This is a genomic window from Streptomyces sp. NEAU-W12, from assembly GCF_026242095.1.
In the GTDB taxonomy this organism is placed as follows: Bacteria; Actinomycetota; Actinomycetes; order Streptomycetales; family Streptomycetaceae; genus Streptomyces.
Genome location: NZ_JAPJDM010000004.1, coordinates 1 through 16,178, shown reverse-complemented (window position 1 = coordinate 16,178; position 16,178 = coordinate 1). Strand labels below are relative to the sequence as shown.

15 protein-coding genes, 2 pseudogenes and 1 riboswitch are annotated in these 16,178 nt (G+C 72.1%); of the genes and pseudogenes, 1 reads left to right on the top strand and 16 read right to left on the bottom strand.

Annotated features, from left to right (window positions below; genetic code table 11):
- Positions 1–78: 78 nt before the first annotated feature.
- Both ORI94_RS06245 and ORI94_RS06240 read right to left on the bottom strand, forming a co-directional pair.
- Entirely contained in the window at positions 79–864 is a 786-nt protein-coding gene (locus ORI94_RS06245; protein WP_266073593.1) for an SGNH/GDSL hydrolase family protein, read from the bottom strand.
- A 264-nt stretch (positions 865–1,128) separates the two neighbouring features.
- Positions 1,129–2,130, bottom strand: a complete 1,002-nt coding sequence (locus tag ORI94_RS06240; RefSeq protein WP_266073276.1) for a M23 family metallopeptidase — start codon at positions 2,128–2,130, stop codon at positions 1,129–1,131.
- A gap of 4 nt (positions 2,131–2,134) precedes the next feature.
- Positions 2,135–2,296, bottom strand: a riboswitch (cyclic di-AMP (ydaO/yuaA leader).
- A 514-nt stretch (positions 2,297–2,810) separates the two neighbouring features.
- Here ORI94_RS06240 and ORI94_RS06235 point away from each other — a divergent pair.
- On the top strand, positions 2,811–3,608 hold the full coding sequence (locus tag ORI94_RS06235; RefSeq protein ID WP_266073274.1) for a tyrosine-protein phosphatase: 798 nt from the start codon (positions 2,811–2,813) through the stop codon (positions 3,606–3,608).
- A 13-nt stretch (positions 3,609–3,621) separates the two neighbouring features.
- On the opposite strand, the gene ORI94_RS06230 is transcribed toward ORI94_RS06235, so the two are convergent.
- The 14 genes and pseudogenes from ORI94_RS06230 to ORI94_RS06170 form a co-directional block, all read right to left on the bottom strand.
- A complete protein-coding gene (locus tag ORI94_RS06230; RefSeq protein ID WP_042171588.1) occupies positions 3,622–3,744 on the bottom strand; it encodes a DUF6126 family protein in 123 nt (40 codons plus the stop codon).
- Complete coding sequence (locus ORI94_RS06225; protein WP_266073270.1) at positions 3,741–4,364, bottom strand: helix-turn-helix domain-containing protein; 624 nt, start codon at positions 4,362–4,364, stop codon at positions 3,741–3,743. Before ORI94_RS06225 ends, ORI94_RS06230 begins: the two co-directional genes overlap by 4 nt.
- Positions 4,365–4,431: 67 nt before the next feature.
- Positions 4,432–5,859 carry an aspartate aminotransferase family protein gene (locus tag ORI94_RS06220; RefSeq protein WP_266073269.1) on the bottom strand — a complete coding sequence of 476 codons (1,428 nt, stop codon included), beginning with the start codon at positions 5,857–5,859 and terminating at the stop codon, positions 4,432–4,434.
- A gap of 103 nt (positions 5,860–5,962) precedes the next feature.
- A pseudogene (locus ORI94_RS06215) lies at positions 5,963–6,324 on the bottom strand (flavodoxin-dependent (E)-4-hydroxy-3-methylbut-2-enyl-diphosphate synthase); the annotation flags it as partial.
- 78 nt (positions 6,325–6,402) lie between these two features.
- Complete coding sequence (gene hpnH / locus ORI94_RS06210) at positions 6,403–7,425, bottom strand: adenosyl-hopene transferase HpnH (protein ID WP_266073267.1); 1,023 nt, start codon at positions 7,423–7,425, stop codon at positions 6,403–6,405.
- A 5-nt stretch (positions 7,426–7,430) separates the two neighbouring features.
- Positions 7,431–8,072, bottom strand: a complete 642-nt coding sequence (locus ORI94_RS06205; RefSeq protein ID WP_266073265.1) for a 1-hydroxy-2-methyl-2-butenyl 4-diphosphate reductase — start codon at positions 8,070–8,072, stop codon at positions 7,431–7,433.
- A complete protein-coding gene (gene shc / locus ORI94_RS06200; RefSeq protein WP_266073264.1) occupies positions 8,072–10,147 on the bottom strand; it encodes a squalene--hopene cyclase in 2,076 nt (691 codons plus the stop codon). Before shc ends, ORI94_RS06205 begins: the two co-directional genes overlap by 1 nt.
- A 118-nt stretch (positions 10,148–10,265) precedes the next feature.
- Positions 10,266–11,339, bottom strand: a complete 1,074-nt coding sequence (locus ORI94_RS06195; RefSeq protein WP_266073262.1) for a polyprenyl synthetase family protein — start codon at positions 11,337–11,339, stop codon at positions 10,266–10,268.
- A 62-nt stretch (positions 11,340–11,401) separates the two neighbouring features.
- Positions 11,402–12,871 carry a hydroxysqualene dehydroxylase HpnE gene (gene hpnE, locus ORI94_RS06190; RefSeq protein WP_266073260.1) on the bottom strand — a complete coding sequence of 490 codons (1,470 nt, stop codon included), beginning with the start codon at positions 12,869–12,871 and terminating at the stop codon, positions 11,402–11,404.
- Positions 12,868–13,008, bottom strand: a complete 141-nt coding sequence (locus ORI94_RS35480) for a DUF6380 family protein (protein ID WP_416237784.1) — start codon at positions 13,006–13,008, stop codon at positions 12,868–12,870. The genes hpnE and ORI94_RS35480 overlap by 4 nt, the downstream gene beginning before the upstream one ends.
- Positions 13,008–13,958: a presqualene diphosphate synthase HpnD gene (hpnD, locus tag ORI94_RS06185; protein WP_266073258.1), complete on the bottom strand. Its 951-nt coding sequence runs from the start codon at positions 13,956–13,958 to the stop codon at positions 13,008–13,010. Before hpnD ends, ORI94_RS35480 begins: the two co-directional genes overlap by 1 nt.
- Positions 13,955–14,878 carry a squalene synthase HpnC gene (hpnC, locus tag ORI94_RS06180; RefSeq protein ID WP_266073256.1) on the bottom strand — a complete coding sequence of 308 codons (924 nt, stop codon included), beginning with the start codon at positions 14,876–14,878 and terminating at the stop codon, positions 13,955–13,957. The genes hpnD and hpnC overlap by 4 nt, the downstream gene beginning before the upstream one ends.
- 367 nt (positions 14,879–15,245) lie before the next feature.
- Positions 15,246–16,034, bottom strand: coding sequence for an ABC transporter ATP-binding protein (locus ORI94_RS06175; RefSeq protein WP_266073254.1), 789 nt, complete (start codon positions 16,032–16,034; stop codon positions 15,246–15,248).
- Positions 16,027–16,178: pseudogene (locus tag ORI94_RS06170) on the bottom strand (ABC transporter permease); the annotation flags it as partial. The pseudogene ORI94_RS06170 and the gene ORI94_RS06175, both read right to left, overlap by 8 nt.

Here is a 16,178-nt window from a genome sequence, read left to right as displayed (position 1 = left end):
ATTCCATTATGTGCGTCGGCGCGGGGCCGCGGGGACGGGCGCGCACCCGCCCCCTCCCCGCTGCCCCCACGCCCGGCGTCACGCCACCGCGGCGATGCGCTCCCTGATGTCACCCGGGGACAGCATCCCCTTCGCCGTCACGTGGTCCCCCGACGACTCCCCGCGCAGCCTGCGTCCTATCCACGGCACCAGGTACTCGCGCGCCCACTGGACGTCGTCACGCCGGACGTGCAGGCTGCCGCGCGGCGGCAGCTGGGGCCAGGCCTGCTCCGGGTCGGCCGGGACGTCCAGGCCGAGGGTCTGGCCCGCGCGGAGCGCCACGCGGGTGTGTCCCTCGGGCGACAGGTGCAGCCGGTCGGCGTCCCAGGCCCTGCGGTCCTGGATGCTCCTCAGGGACCACAGGTCGAGCACCGGACAGCCGTACCGGTCGGCGACGGCCCGGACGTGCCCGTTGTAGGTGGCGATCTTGCCGCGCAGATGCCTCAGCAGGGGCACGCCCCGGGTGTCGAACCCGGTCGTCACCAGCACCGTGCCGGAGACCGCCGTGAGCGCGGCGACCGCCTGCTCGAAACGCTCGGCCACCTCGTCCGGGTCGCTGCCGGGGCGCAGGATGTCGTTGCCGCCCGCACAGAAAGAAACCAGTGCGGGGGCCAGTTCGACGGCCCGCGGGAGCTGGTCGGCCATGACCTGGTCGAGCAGCTTCCCGCGCACCGCGAGATTCGTGTACTGGAAGTCGCCTTCGGGGCGCCGGTCGGCGAGAAGCACCGCGAACCGGTCGGCCCAGCCGACGAACGCCCCGTCGGGGCCGGGGTCGCCGACGCCCTCGGTGAAGCTGTCCCCCACCGCCACGTACGACCCGATCACTGCCTTGCCGTCATTCTTCGAATCGTCTGCCACAACCGGACATGATTCACCTTCGAATGTGACCTACGCGACCGTAGGAAGACATTGACGGGCGGTGAGATAAGCCACTCGCACAGCATCGGCCAGTTCCGGAGTAGCCCTGGGGAGAAGGATGTCGGGTGGCGGGCGACGTGGCGCACGGAACACTCCGGGCGTACGCGCCGAAGGCCGGACCCGGGGATCGGGGTCCGGCCTTCGGCGCGTGCCGGGCGGGGTGGCGCGGGGTCAGCCGATGGAGACGCCCTTGCCGCGGAGGTAGGAGACCGGGTCCACGTCCGAGCCGTAGTCCGGCGTGGTGCGGATCTCGAAGTGCAGGTGCGGGCCGGTCGAGTTGCCGGTGGAGCCCGCGAGACCGACCTGCTGGCCGCCGCTCACGGCCTGGCCGGCCGAGACGGACAGCGAGGACAGGTGGGCGTACTGGGCGTAGTAGCCGTCGTTCAGCTTGATGACGACCTGGTTGCCGTACGAGCCGGCCCAGCCGGCGGAGACGACGGTGCCCGGGCCCACGGCCTTCAGGGAGGTACCGGTCGGGACGGCGAAGTCGACACCGGTGTGGTAGCCGCTGGACCACATGCTGCCGGCCACCTTGTAGGCGGTGCCGAGACCGCCGCCGGGCACCGGCGAGCTGTAACCGGAGGTGTTCGCGGCCTGGTTCGCGGGCACCACGGCGGAGGAGGACTTCGACGCGGACTGCTCGGAGGAGCCCGAGGAGGGCTTCGGAGCGGACCGCTCCGAGGACTCACCGGCCGCCGCCGACTCCGGCGCGGAGGACGGAGCGGACGAAGAGGGCGAAGCCGACTTACCGGAAGAAGAGGGCTTCTCCGGCGCGGCGGTCGCGGCGGCCTTGCCGTCGACCGAGAGCTTCAGGCCGGGGTGGATGAGCGACGGGTCGCTGCCCACGGCCTCGCGGTTGTCGGCGTAGAGCTGCTTCCAACCGCCGTCGACGTTCTCGGACTCGGCGATCTTCGCCAGGTAGTCGCCGCCCTTCACTATGTACGTGCGGGCGTCGTCCTTCCCGCCGTCGTCGGCCTTCACGCCGTCAGCCGCCGCGGCGGCGACGGAATACGACTGGACGGCCTTTTCCGGGACGGCCTGCACAGGGGCGGCGTTCGCTCCGGTGGCACCGAGAAGCGGTAGGGCGAGCGCGGCGCCACCGGTTCCGGCGACGGCGAGGGAGCGGGTGAAGCGCAAAGCGCTGGGACGGCGGTGCTTACCCTTTGCGGGCATGACGAATTCCTCTCCGGCGCCTACGAGGTGAGCTGTCGGGTTCGGACTGGAGATGCCCGGCCGCGTCGAAACGCGGCTTAACCCCAAGCCGTTCCGGAGACCGGAACAGGCAGTCGTACCTGTGGGTCCCCCGCTCCTGCCATACGCGGGTCAGAGTGTGAAGGCTCCGGACAGCGGCAGGATTAGGCGTCTGTCCGGATCGATGGTGAACGTAGGCGACCGGTACGCAAAGGAACAAGCCCGGTCTTCCGAGCAAAGGCGCATTTCCGTGATCCATTGACATGAAAACGGTCACCCAGAGTCGCCCCGGGCATTACACGCCCCCTGAATCCCCTTGCGAAACACGGGAATTACGTGAGCATGGCGACAACGCATCGTCACCTCTATGACGATGCTCACCACCTCACCCCCATCTCCCTTCCTATCGGTGCACGTTGGGTCGAAACCACCTAAACGGACAGAACGCATCAATAAGGGAAGAAGGGAGGATTCAACCCGGTCCGGCGACGGGTCCGCCCAGGGGCCGTGCCGGCGTCCGTCCGCGCCGGTGGCTCGACACCGGCGACACCACGCCGCCCGGCCCGGTCACCAACTCATGGCCCCTGCCAGGCATGTCGTATCGTCGGGTGACACCCGCCGACGCCGCCGCGCCGGCGGCGCAGAGTGGGAGAGGGGCCCCCGTGACGCAGCAGATCCCGTCGACCGAACCCGAGCTCACCGGTGTGCGCAATTTCCGTGATGTGGGCGGCCTGCCGACCGTCGACGGCCGCCGGGTGCGGCACGGGGTGCTGTTCCGCAGCGGCCACCTCGCACACGCCACCGAGGAGGACGCCGCCTTCCTGTCCTCCCTGGGACTGCACACCGTCTTCGACTTCCGCAACGCGGCCGACCACAGACTGGACGGACGGGACATCGAACTGCCCGGCGTGCGCAATGTGAACCTGCCGCTGAGCGACCCGGCCGACGGCGCCGAGTTCTGGAGGATGGTCCGTGACGGGGACCTCGACCAGCTCCGCGCGATCCTCGCCGACGGCAAGGGAGCGGAACGGATGATCGCCTCGTACCGCGCGACCGTGACGCAGCGCACCTCTGAGCACTCCCGCGTGCTGATCTCGCTCGCCGAGGAGAGCCTGCCCGCACTGATGCACTGCGCGGCGGGCAAGGACCGCGCGGGCCTGTCGGTGGCGGTGACGCTGCTCGCGCTGGGCGTGGAGCGGGACGCGATCTTCGACGACTACCTGAAGTCCAGCGCCGCGCACCGCCGCTACAAGGTGCGCCGCAGCTCCACCTCCGCCTCGGCCTACTCACCCGAGGTCATGGAGCTGCTCGACCCGCTGTTCGACGCCCGCGCCGAGTACCTGTCGGCCGCCCTCGAGACGATCGAGGAGACCTGGGGCGGCGTGGACCCCTACCTCGAACAGGCTCTCGGGTTCACCCCCGGGCACCGGGAGCGGCTGCGCGAACGCATGCTGGACTGAGCGCCCCCGAGGGCTACGCCTTCGCGCCCAGCTCGAAGAGCAGGTAGACGAAGGCCGCGAAGAGGTGCCCCACCACGACGTAGATGAACAGCCTCACCCACAGGGCGCGGGGGAACTTCTCCTCCATGTCTTTCATGACACGTCTCCAGGGGTGGGGCCCAGGCACAGGGCGGCCGTGGGACTCTGCAGCAGGGTGTGGACGAACAGCAGCTCGACCCCGTCGGGGTCCTCGGCGGCGATGCGGTGCGGGGTCAGCGAGTCGAAGTGCGCGCTGTCGCCCGGTGCGAGGCGGTGCGGGGTCTCCCCGAGGCGCAGCCGCAGCCGCCCCCTGAGGACGTACAGCCACTCCTCGCCGGGGTGGACCCGCACGATGTCGCCCTGGGATCCCTCCGGGACCTGGACCCGCAGGGCCTGCATCCCGCGCCCGGGGGAACCGGCCTGCCGGTAGGTCCAGCCGCCGACCGTGGTCGGCTCCATGTCGGCGGCGCGCACCACGGCTTCACGGCCGACGGCGGTCTCACCGAGCAGTTCGGAAACCGTCGTACCGTAGACGCGGGCGAGGGAGAGCAGCGTCGGCAGCGAAGGCTGACGCTGTCCGGTCTCCAGCCGGGAGAGGTGCGCGGGCGACAGCCCCGCGTCGCGGGCTGCGGCCTCCAGCGTCAGGGAGGCCCGACGCCTGAGGGCGCGCAGCTGCGGGGCGACCGCGGGGAGCGCGTCGGCCGGTTCGGCCGACGGCCCGGCCTCGGGAGAGCTCATGACTCCATTCAGCCGCACTCTTGCCCTGGGGGCAAATTTCTTGCCTCACGGACAAAGAGCGCCGTTCTCACCGGTGGGCGACCGCCTGCTTGACCAGTGTCCTGCCGAACTCCCACACCAGACCCCCCTCATGGGCGTCGTCCATGACCGCGGTGAAGGCGTCCACGAAGCGGTCCACCTCCCGCTCGCCGATGATCAGCGGCGGGATCAGCTTGATCACCTCCAGGTGGTCGCCGGAGACCTGGGTGAGGATCCTGTGCTTCTGCAGCAGCGGGACGACCACCATCTGCGCGAAGAGCCCCTTGCGTGCGGCCTGCAGCATGGCCCAGCGGCCGCGCAGCTTCAGCGACCGCGGCCGGCCGAACTCGATGCCGATCATCAGGCCCCGGCCACGGACGTCGGCGAGCAGCTCGTACGTGTCGACGAGGGCCGCGAGCCGGGACCGCAGCAGCTCCCCGGTGGCCCGGACGTTCGCGACGATCCCTTCGTTCTCCATGACCGACAGCACCGCGAGGCCGGCCGCCATGGCCTGCGCGTTGCCCCCGAAGCTGGCCGAGTGGACCAGCACCCGGTCCATCGACGAGTAGACCTTGCGGAAGATCCAGTCCTTGCCGAGCGTGGCCCCCACCGGCACGTAGCCGCCGGAGAGCGCCTTGGCCACGCACACCAGGTCCGGTTCGACCCCTTCCTCGTGCTGGTAGGCGTAGAAGTCGCCGGTCCGTCCGAGTCCGGTCTGCACCTCGTCGGCGATCAGCAGCGCCCTGTGCCGGTGCAACAGCTCCTGGGCGGCACGCAGATAGCCGGGCGGGGCCGCGTGCACGCCCTTGCCCTGGACGGGTTCCACGATGAGGGCGGCGACGTCCCCCCTGGCCAGCTCCCTTTCCAGCGCGTCCGGATCGCCGAGGGGTACGGCCGTGTCGGGCAGCAGTGGGGCGAATCCGTCCCGGAAGCCGGACTCGCCGTTGACGGACAGGGAACCCGTGGTCAGCCCGTGGAAGGCGTGCGCGCAGTACAGGACGCGGGGCCTTCCGGTGGCGTACCGGGCGAACTTCAGCGCGGTCTCGACCGCCTCCGTGCCGCTGTTGCCGAAGAACACCCGGTCCAGGTGGGGGCTGTGGGTGAGCAGTTTCTCGGCCAGCAGTCCGGGCAGCGGCGGGCAGTCGAAGCGGGTGAGGTCGGCGAGCGAGGAGTCGAGGACGTCGTGCAGTGCCTTGCGGACCACGGGGTGGTGGCGCCCCAGGCCCATCACCCCGAATCCGGCGAGCATGTCCAGGTGGTCGTTGCCGTCCGCGTCCCAGAAGTGCGCGCCCTCGGCACGTGCGTAGACCTTGTCGAATCCGATGGTGCGCAGCATGCGCGGGAGCTGGTGGTTGAGGTGTCTGGTGTGCAGCTCGTAGCGCTCGGCTCCGCGCTCGGCCAGCAGTGCGCCGAGGTCGAAGTCCCCGGCCGCCCGTGACGGCTCCGACGGCTCCGGGGCGGACTCCGCGGTGGTCATGGCTGTTCCTCCCGTCGCTCCCGTGGTTCCCGTCGCCCCCACGGCTCTTTCGCTGTTTCCCTGACGGTTCGGTCCAAAGCCGCCGCGCCTGTCCCACGGCCTGGCTCGCGCCGATCCGGATCGACGTGCCGTGGTCCTTGGCCGCCCTCGCGATCTCCTTGACCTTGTCGTCGAACTGCTTGATGTTGCCCGGGTCCACCCGCACCGCCGCACAGCCCGCCTCGACCGCCGCGCACGCGCACGTCGGCTGGAAGTGAAGGTCCGCGGTCACCGGAATCCGCGACCTCCGCGCGCTCGTCGCCGGCGCGTCCGCGTCGGACACGCCACCCGCACGATCCGACACCCCGACGCCGTCAGCTCCGCGATCTGCTGCCACGTCGCCCCGATGTCCGACGTACGCGTCGTCGTCATCGACTGCACCGACACCGGCGCGTCCCCGCCCACCGCCACCGACCCGACCCGGATCCGCCGGCTCTTGCGCCGCGGGGCGAGCGTGGTCGGAACGGCACCTCGGGGACCCCCGGGGCGACAGCCGTCATGGCGTCACTCCCTGTTCCCCGGGACCGTCTCGCGCAGGGCGCGCAGCGACTCCTTCAGGGACCCCATGGTGGCGAGGACGGCGGTGGGCTCGTAGCCGCAGTGCGCCATGCAGTTGGCGCAGCGCGGGTCCTTGCCGCGGCCGTACTTGTCCCAGTCGGTCTTCTCGATCAGTTCCCGGTACGTCGGCACATAGCCGTCGCTCATCAGATAGCAGGGGCGCTGCCAGCCGAAGAGCGAGTAGTTCGGGATCGCCCACGCGGTGCACGGGAAGTCGACCCTGCCCTCGAGGAAGTCCAGGAACAGGGGCGAGTGGTTGAGCCGCCAGCGACGGCGGTTGCCCCCGGCGAACGCCTTCTTGAACAGCTCGCGGGTCTGCTCCACACCGAGGAAGTGCTCCTGGTCGGGGGCCTTCTCGTAGGCGTAGGCGGGCGAGATCATCATCTCGTCGACCTCGAGTTCGTCGTTGAGGTAGTTGAGCACCTCGATGACGGTCTGCGGGGTGTCGGTGTTGAAGAAGGTCGAGTTGGTGGTGACCCGGAAGCCGCGCCGCCTGGCCTCCTTGATGGCGGCCACCGCCTCGTCGAACACGCCCTCCTTCGCGACGGACTCGTCGTGCCGCTCGCGCAGCCCGTCGATGTGCACGGCGAACGCGAAGTACGGCGACGGGGTGAACCCGTCCATCTTCCTGCGCAGCAGCATGGCGTTGGTGCACAGGAACACGTACTTGCGCCGTGCCACCAGCTGGCGCACGATCTCGTCGATCTGAGGGTGCATCAGCGGTTCACCGCCGGCGATCGACACCATCGGCGCCCCGGATTCCAGCACCGCGCCCACGGCCTGCGCGACCGGCATGCGCTGCTTCAGCACCCCGGCCGGGTGCTGGATCTTCCCGCAGCCCTCACAGGCCAGGTTGCAGGCGAAGAGCGGTTCCAGCTCGACGATCAGCGGAAACTTGTCCCGTCGGCGGAGTTTCTGTTCGGCCAAGTATGTGGCGACCTTGACGGACTGGCGCAGCGGCATGGCCATCTGGCTCACCTCCCAGGGAGCAGCAAGGAACGGTGCCATTCGAGATACGCGGGAAGAACGGAACGAAGGACGCGGAAAGCCGATATTCCACCGCGCACCGTGCCGATCCGGACCAGCTCATGTTCAGGAGCGTCCACGACCACCCGTACGGCCGCAACCGGGCGCGCACCCGCACGGACGGCGCTCAGGAGCGTGGCAGCGGACTCCATGTCGACCGCGATCGCGCCGGTGGCGAGCAGTTCGGGCCGTTCGTGTCCGCGGACCACGTGCCCGGAGCCGGTGAGCGGCCCGGTGTGGACGGTGCGCCCCGGCGCGACGCGCGCCAGTTCCTTCGCCAGCAGGTCGGTTCCGGCGCACGGCACGCTGCCGCGCGGGTCGCGGGTCTCCCGTGCGACCACCAGGTCGCCGGGGTGCATCCCGGGGGCCAGCCCGGCGCAGAATCCGGTGGCCAGCACGGCGGCGTCACGCAGCGCCGGGCCGGTGAGCGCCCGGGTGACGGAGCGCTCGGCGGCCGCCGGCCCCATGCCCGTGCGCAGGACGGTGACCGGCTCACCGGCGCCGCCGTGGCCTCCGCCGCGCAGGGCGAGCCGCTCGATGCCGAGCGCGCAGGCGATCAGCAGCGGCACCGGGGCCGCCCGGGGGCTCATCAGCTGCCCGTCGCCTCGGCCAGCCGCTGCCGCTGTGCACCGGTGTCCGCCCCCGGCTGCACGGCCGGCGCCCCCGCCGGCACCGCCGTCGGCGTCTTGGCGAACGGCTCCCCGTTCACGTACCGGCCGAGCGCGGTGAGCGGGAAGACCTGCCGGTAGAGGTGGTAGTTGATGGAGAAGTCCCAGGGGAAGCCCGTGCCGGTGAAGTAGGGCTCGTCCCAGGAGCCGTCCTCGTGCTGGGTGGCCGCCAGCCAGGCGATGCCGCGTTCCACGGCCACGGACTCTTTCTCGCCGGCCGCCAGCAGGGCCATCAGCGCCCACCCGGTCTGCGAGGCGGTCGAGGCGCCCTTTCCGCTCCACTCCCGCGAGTTGCGGTAGGAGCGCAGGTCCTCGCCCCAGCCTCCGTCGTCGTTCTGGACCGACTCCAGCCAGGCCACGGCCCGTCGGATCGCCGGGTGCGAGCCGGGGAGGCCGGCGGCGACCAGCGCCGGCACCACGGACCCGGTGCCGTAGAGGTAGTTGACGCCCCAGCGCCCGAACCACGAGCCGTCCGGTTCCTGTTCGGCGAGCAGCCAGCGGATGCCGCGCCGGGTGCGCGGGTCGTGGGCGAGCCCTTCGACGGCGAGCATCTCCACGACGTGCGCGGTGACATCGGCCGACGGCGGGTCGATGACCTCGCCGAAGTCGCAGAACGGCAGCCGGTTGGGGAACGGGCTGGTGTTGTCGACGTCGAAGGCGCCCCAGGCGCCGTTGCGGGACTGCATGCCGAGGTTCCAGCGGACCCCGCGGCCTACGGCGTTGTCCACGCGCTCCGGATCGTGGTGCTTGACCCGGCGGAGCGCGAGGACCACCTCGGCGGTGTCGTCGATGTCGGGGTAGTTGTCGTTGTGGAACTCGAACGCCCAGCCGCCCGGAGGGAGGCCGGGTCTGCGTACCGACCAGTCGCCGGGCCGTACGACCTGTTCGCCGAGCATCCAGTCGGCGGCCCTGACCAGTTGGGGGTGGTCGGCGGGCAGACCGGCGTCGGCGAGGGCGATGGTGGCCAGGCAGGTGTCCCACACCGGGGACTGGCAGGCCTCGATCATCCGGGCGCCGTCCTCGCGCCACACGGCGAACCGGTCGAGGGAGTCCAGTCCGGCACGCATCACCGGGTGGTTCAGGTCGTAGCCGAGCAGGTGCAGCGCGATGACGGAGTACACGGCGGGCGGCTGGATGCCGCCCCAGCAGCCGTCGTTCTCCTGCCGCTCGATGATCCAGCGGGCCGCGGCGTTCATCGCCGCCCCGCGCAGTCGGCTCGGGACGGCCCGGCGCAGCGCGTGCAGGCCCTTGTCGAGCCGCTGGAAGACGCCGTCCCAACTGGCCGCCGGTGCCGTCCGCCCGGGAGGGCGGGGACGGGCCGGGTCGGTGTGCAGTTCGTCGAGCGGGAAGGGGGCGGGACGTACCGGCCGCTTGGCGGAGACGATCGTCAGCGGGACGATGGTCTGGCGGGCCCAGCAGCCGAAGTCGTAGATGTTGAGCGGCGCCCAGGACGGGAGCCAGATCAGCTCGGGCGGGAGTTCGGGCAGGTCCTCCCACTTCCACCAGCCGAACAGGGCCAGCCAGATCCGGGTGAAGACCCGGGAGGCGGCGATCCCGCCCCGGCCGCGGACCCAGGCGGCGGCGCGCGCCATGTGCGGGGCGTCCGGCGCGTCACCGGCCAGCCGCAGGGCGACGTACGCCTCGATGGTGGCGGAGAGGTCGCCGGGCCCGCCGTGGAAGGTGGCCCAGGTGCCGTCCGCGCGCTGCTCGCCCCGGACGAACAGGGCGGCGGCGCGGGTGGTCTCCTCCTCGAGGATGCCGAGGAACTGACGCAGCAGCAGGTCCTCGGCGTCCATCGTGACGTTGGTCTCGAGGTCCCCCTTCCACCAGCCCTGGTCGTCCTGGCGGGACAGCAGGAACTCGGTGGCACGCCGCATGGCGCCGGCGGCGATGTCGGGTACCCCGGGCGCCACGGGGATGTCGGTGTCGGTGTCGCTGGCCGCGGCCACCGAGGACGGCCACGCCGCCCCGGTGCTTCCGTCGGTCGTCGCTGTCATGGCTTCCCCTTCGTGCAGTCCTGCAATGTGTGCGTCTGCTGTGGGTCCGCCGTCGGCCGGTGCCTGCTCCCCGCAACACCGGCCGGCGACTACGCGAGGGCTATTCGACCGATAGTGATCATCTCTTTCGTACGACGACGAAGTCCGCGAGCGCCGTGAACTGCTCCCGCACCCTGTCGGGCATGTCGACGGCGTCGAGGGCCCCGATGGCGATGGTGTGCTGGCGACGCGCTTCCTCGGCGGTCCACTCCCGTCCGCCGGCCTGCTCGATGAGGGCCGCGCGGGCCGCGAACTCCTCCTCGGAGAAGGTGGCGAAGTCGCTGCTGCCGGCGTCGGCGGCGAGGATCCCCCCGAGCTGCTCGGAGGCCGGGCCGCCCGCGGCGAGCGCCGCCACGACGGGGAGGGACTTCTTGCGCTGGCGCAGATCGCTCCAGGTCTGCTTGCCGGTGGCGGCCGGGTCGCCCCAGATGCCGAGGAGGTCGTCGACGGCCTGGAAGGCCAGCCCGAGGTGGTAGCCGTACTTCTCCAGGGTGTCGGCGGTGCGCGCGTCGGCGCCGCCGAGCACGGCGCCGACGGAGCTGGCGCAGGCGAGCAGGGCGCCGGTCTTGTTGCCCTCCATCTCCAGGCACTCCTCGACGCCGACGCGGTCGCGGTGCTCGTAGGAGATGTCCTGTGCCTGGCCGTCGATGAGGGCGCGGGTGGCGGTGGTCAGCCGGCGGGTGGCCCGGCCGGCCTCGACGGTGCCGAGTTCCAGCAGCACCTCGTTGGCGAGGGCGAACAGGGCGTCGCCCACGAGGATGGCCTGGGCGGGCCCGTGCACCTTCCAGACGGTGTCGCGGTGCCTGCGCTGCTCGTCGCCGTCCATCAGGTCGTCGTGCAGCAGGGAGAAGTTGTGGACGAGTTCGACGGCGACCGCGCCCGGGACGCCGACCTCGGGGGCGGCACCGGTGACCTCGGCGGACAGCACGGCGAGCGCGGGGCGCACGGCCTTGCCGCCGTCGCCGTCCGCGGGCCTGCCCCGGGAGTCGATCCAGCCGAAGTGGTAGGCGGCGACGGTGTCCATGGGAGGCGCCAGGCGGCCGATGGCCGCCCGCAGTACCGGCATGGCCAGTGTCCTGCCGCGCTCCAGGAGCGCGGGCACGTCCGCCGCGGTCCTTCCAGCGGCCTTCGAGGCCGGGGGCACAGTGGGCACAGTCTCTCCTCTTGTTGCGGTACCGGGGGTGCGGGGACCCGCCGCGGCGGGTGCGTCGGCGCTCACCGGAGTTCCCCTCGCACGGCGGGGCCCCGGGCGCCGCGGCCGGCTTCCCCGTCCCACGCGAGGAGGTGGCGGGGCCGTGGCCTGCCCAGGACGCTCAGCGCGGCGTCCGCCGCGCCGGCGCCGCTGCGGACCGCGCCCTCCATGGTCGCGGGCCACCCGGTGGCGGTCCACGCTCCGGCCAGGTACAGGCCGGGAACCTTGGTGCGGGCGCCGGGCCTGAGCCGTCCGACGCCGGGAGTGGGGGCGAACGTCGCGGTGCGCTCCCGGGTGACGAAGAAGTCCCGCACGCCGGCGCCGCGGGCGCGCGGCAGCAGGCGTTCCAGTTCGGGCAGGTAGCGCTCGCGCAGCGCGGCCACGGGCTCGTCGATGTCGTGGTGGGCGACCGACTGCGACACGGCCAGGTACTGGCCCTGGCGCAGGCCGGAGGACCGGGTGCGGTCGAAGACCCACTGCACGGGGCTGCCGAGGGCGGCGAAGAACGGGCTGGTGAGCACGGTGCGGTCGTAGACGACGTGGAGGTTGAGGATCGGCGCGGTGCCGATGCCGAGCAGCCGCCCGGGGTCGTCGAGCGCTCCGGCGGGCAGCAGGCCGTGCGTCTCGCGCTGGGGTACGGCGAGGACGACGGCGTCCGCCTCGAGGGTCTCGCCGGGGGCCCGGACGCTCCAGCCCCCGTCGCCGCGGGCGGTGACGGAGGTGACGCGGGTACGGACCTCGGTGCGGACCCCGGCGGAGGCGAGCGCCTTGCGGGCCAGCCCGTCGTGCAGGTCGCCCAGCGGGACATGGGCCCAGCCGATGTCGGCCGCGCCCGGGTCGGACAGCAGGCCGGTCTTGAAGACCATCGCGGCCAGCGCCAGCGAGGCGTCGCCCGCGACCGCGTTGAGGGTGGCGACCCCCACCAGGTCCCACAGCGCCTCGACGGCGCGCGGCGACTGGCCGTGCGCGGCCAGCCAGCTGCCGAAGTCCTGGTCGTCGAGGGCGGGATCGGCGAGGTCGAGTCCCTTGAGCGCGAGCGCGGCGCGGCCCACACCCGCCCGTTCGGCGAGCGAGAGGTGCGGGTAGGCGGCGAGGCTGCGCCCCAGGTGGAGGGGTACGGGCAGCGGGTCGCGGCGCAGCCGGCCGAGCCGGCGTCCCGCGGGCCGGCCGGCGTCGATCACGGGCACGTCGAGACGGTTCTGCAGCGGTGCCAGGGCCGTGCCGCCGATCCGGTCGAGGAACCAGCGGTAGGCGGTGCAGCAGCGCAGGTAGACGTGCTGGCCGTTGTCGACGGTCAGGTCGCCGCGCTGGAAGGAGAAGGCGAGCCCGCCGAGCCGGGGGCGGCCTTCGAGCAGGGTGACGCGCACGCCGGCGTCGGCGAGCGCGAGCGCGGCGGTGACGCCGGCGAGGCCGCCACCGACCACGACGGCGTGCCACCCCGTCGGCGCGTCGTCGGCGGTGAGCGGTTCCCCGGAGCTGGTGACACGGGTCATGGCGTGCCCTCCCCTGCCCGCCCGCCGTGCCGCCGGGTCGGTGCGCGGCGGGCCCTCCCGGGCAGGGACGCGAGGCCGCGGCGGAGGGTTGCGCCCCGTGTGCCGGGGGCGCGGCCGGGTGGGAGAGGTGCGTCCATCAGGCGCGCCTCCTGACGGTCCGCCGGGTGACGTGCCGGGTGTCCAGACCGGACAGGCCGCGCACCGCGACGTAGGCCTTCTCCCGTCCGGGCAGGGAGACCCGGCCGCGCAGCACGGCCTCGGGCTCGCGCTCGATGCGGTCGAGGAGGCGGCGGTAGATGCCGGCCATGGCGGCGACACAGGCGCCGCTGCGCCGGTCGAGCATGGGCAGCAGCCGGTAGCCCTCGGCGAACAGGGCGCGGGCCCGGCGCACCTCGAAGTGGACGAGGCCGGCGAAGTCGGAGCCCTCCGGCGGGGTCGGCCCGCCGAACCCGGCCGAACAGCCGAACTTGGCGAGGTCGTCGGAGGGCAGATAGGTGCGCCCGCCCTCGGCGTCCTCCCGGATGTCCCGGAGGATGTTGGTGAGCTGGAGCCCGAGCCCCAGGGTGTCGGCGTACTCGGGGGCGCGTTCGGCACCCCGTGCGCCGGGTTCGGTGCCGAAGACGCCGAGGGAGACCCGCCCGATGGCGCCGGCCACACAGCGGCAGTAGGCCTTCAGGTCGTCCCAGGTTTCGTAGGTCTCGCCGCGCACGTCCATCTGGACGCCGTCGATCAGTTCGTCGAGGCCGCCGAGCGGGACCGGGAACTGCCGCGCGGTGTGTGCGAGGGCGACGGCCACCGGGTCGGTGTCGTCCTCGTCGACCGCGCCGTCCCGGACCCGGGTGAGCAGCGCCCGGGTGTCCTCGAGCCGGGCGACCTTGACGTCGTCCGCCAGCGCGCCGTCGCCGATGTCGTCGACGCGTCGGGAGAACGCGTACAGCGCCGACATCGCGCGTCGCTTCGGCGTCGGCAGCAGCCGGATGCCGTAGGCGAAGTTCCGGGCCTGCTGTCCGGTGACGGCCTCGCAGTAGCTGTATGCGGCGAGTACCGGCGCCGATGTGTGTGTGTCCGACTCCACTGCCGGGATCACCCCTCTCCTCGCAGCGTCGTGCCGGCCTCGCGCAGCAGCCGGGCCTTGCCGGGCCTCGGCGGACCGGGAAGTACGTCGTACTCGGCGGCGGCGATCGCGCCCAGGGCCGCCCGTCCCCCTGCCACGAATCCCGCGAGCAGCAGCTTCAGCCTGCCGTGGACGCTGCCCACCAGGGGGGCGCCCTCCTCGAGGAGCTCCCGGGCGCGCCGCGCCTGGAACGCGACCAGGGCGCGCACCGACGCGCCGGCGTGCGGCGCGGCGAGATCCGCCTCCTTGACGTGGAAGCGTTCCATGTCCTCGGCGGGCAGGTAGACGCGGTCGCGGCCGAGGTCCTCGGTGACGTCCTGGAGGTGCTCGACGATCTGGAGGGCGGTGCAGATTGCGTCGGAACGGCGGATCCGCTCGGGGGTCGAGGTTCCGGTGACGCCGAGGACGAGGCGGCCGACCGGGTTGGCCGACAGCTCGCAGTAGGCGAGCAGGTCGTCGTAGGTCTCGTAGCGGCTGACGACCTGGTCCTGACGGTTGGCGGCGATCAGGCCGAGGAAGGGTCCGGGGGGCAGGCCGCGGCGGCGGACCGTCGGCTGGAGCCTGCGCAGCAGCGGATGGTGCGGGACCGCGTCGAAGACGCGGTGCAGATCCGCCTCGAAGGCGTCGAGCAGCACCGTCCGGTCGCCCGCCCGGCCGGGGGCGACGCCGAGCAGTTCGGCGTCGGCACCGCCGGGGGCCAGGTCGCCGTCGCCGATGTCGTCGACGAGCCGGGCGTAACCGTAGACCGCCATCAGGTCGTCGCGCCAGGCCCGGGGCAGGAAGAACGGCGCCACCGGGAAGTTCTCGGTGGCTGCCTTGTCCAGGGTGGCGCGCTCGGTGTCCAGAGGGGCGCCCCCGGGGCCTGCCGGGCGCACCGTGCCGGTTCGCGTCATCGCGGGCAGCCCTGGACGGGGACGGCACATGCTGCGTTCAGCAGGGGAGTCTCCGTAGCCATTGCCGTCACATCTCCCGTTCTACACTGCTGACCCAATACGCACTATTTCGGACACGCCGCCCGTGTTTCCGCCCGGCCGGGCCGCCGGTGGGTGTCGCGCGTTATGGCCCTGATTGCCGCCTTTAAGGACCGGTACAGCTTACGTTGTACAGCGCGGTACGGACCGCCGGGGTCTCCCCGCGCCTCGGAACAACGAACCGGTCCGTGTCAAGATTCCTGCGCACGGCAGGAGTTGACGCTTCCTTCGCAGACGTCCGCCCCTCTCGGGCGGTTCTGGCCGCAGGGGTGCGGGCGGGCGGACCCGGCTACTTGGCGGTGAACTTCTCGTACTCCTTGAGCACCTCGTCCGTCGGGCCGTCCATGCGCAGTTCGCCCCGCTCCAGCCACAGCACGCGGTCGCAGGTGTCACGGATCGACTTGTTGTTGTGGCTGACCAGGAAGACGGTGCCGGCCTCCTTGCGCAGTTCCCGGATGCGCGCCTCGGAGCGCTTCTGGAACTTGCGGTCGCCGGTGGCCAGCGCCTCGTCGATCATCAGGACGTCGTGGTCCTTGGCCGCCGCGATGGAGAAGCGGAGCCGGGCGGCCATGCCGGAGGAGTAGGTGCGCATCGGCAGGGTGATGAAGTCGCCCTTCTCGTTGATGCCGGAGAAGTCGACGATCTCCTGGTAGCGCTCCCGGATCTGCTCACGGGACATGCCCATGGCGAGCCCGCCGAGTATGACGTTGCGCTCGCCCGTCAGGTCGTTCATCAGGGCGGCGTTGACGCCGAGCAGGGAGGGCTGGCCGTCGGTGTAGACCTTGCCCTTCTCCGCGGGCAGCAGGCCGGCGATGGCCCGCAGCAGGGTCGACTTGCCGGAGCCGTTGGAGCCGATCAGGCCGATGGCCTCGCCCCGGTGGGCGACGAAGGAGACCCCGCGCACCGCGTGCACCTTGCGCACGCCCCGCGCCTCGTCGTCCTTGCCCCGCCGTATCATCCGGCTGAGCGCCGCCGTGGCGCTGCCGCGGCCGCCGCGCACGCCGTTGACGCGGTAGACGATGTGCAGGTCGTCCGCGACGACGGTGGGGATGTGTGTGTCCGCCCTCAGGTCAGCCACGGCCGTACCTCTCCTCGGCCTTCCAGAAGTAGACGAAGCCGGTCACGCCGGCCAGCAGCGCCCAGCCCAGCGCGAACGCCCACACGTGCGGCGGCAGGTACGAGGACCCGTAGCCGTCGATCAGCGCGAAGCGGACCAGGTCCA

Excerpts from the sequence above, each read along its gene's own strand:
- ORI94_RS06240 (WP_266073276.1), bottom strand. The coding sequence starts at position 2,130 with ATGCCCGCAAAGGGTAAGCACCGCCGTCCCAGCGCTTTGCGCTTCACC.
- ORI94_RS06230 (WP_042171588.1), bottom strand. The coding sequence starts at position 3,744 with ATGAAAGACATGGAGGAGAAGTTCCCCCGCGCCCTGTGGGTGAGGCTG.
- ORI94_RS06225 (WP_266073270.1), bottom strand. The coding sequence starts at position 4,364 with ATGAGCTCTCCCGAGGCCGGGCCGTCGGCCGAACCGGCCGACGCGCTC.
- ORI94_RS06220 (WP_266073269.1), bottom strand. The coding sequence starts at position 5,859 with ATGACCACCGCGGAGTCCGCCCCGGAGCCGTCGGAGCCGTCACGGGCG.
- hpnH (WP_266073267.1), bottom strand. The coding sequence starts at position 7,425 with ATGGCCATGCCGCTGCGCCAGTCCGTCAAGGTCGCCACATACTTGGCC.
- ORI94_RS06205 (WP_266073265.1), bottom strand. The coding sequence starts at position 8,072 with ATGAGCCCCCGGGCGGCCCCGGTGCCGCTGCTGATCGCCTGCGCGCTC.
- shc (WP_266073264.1), bottom strand. The coding sequence starts at position 10,147 with ATGACAGCGACGACCGACGGAAGCACCGGGGCGGCGTGGCCGTCCTCG.
- hpnE (WP_266073260.1), bottom strand. The coding sequence starts at position 12,871 with ATGACCCGTGTCACCAGCTCCGGGGAACCGCTCACCGCCGACGACGCG.
- ORI94_RS35480 (WP_416237784.1), bottom strand. The coding sequence starts at position 13,008 with ATGGACGCACCTCTCCCACCCGGCCGCGCCCCCGGCACACGGGGCGCA.
- hpnC (WP_266073256.1), bottom strand. The coding sequence starts at position 14,878 with ATGACGCGAACCGGCACGGTGCGCCCGGCAGGCCCCGGGGGCGCCCCT.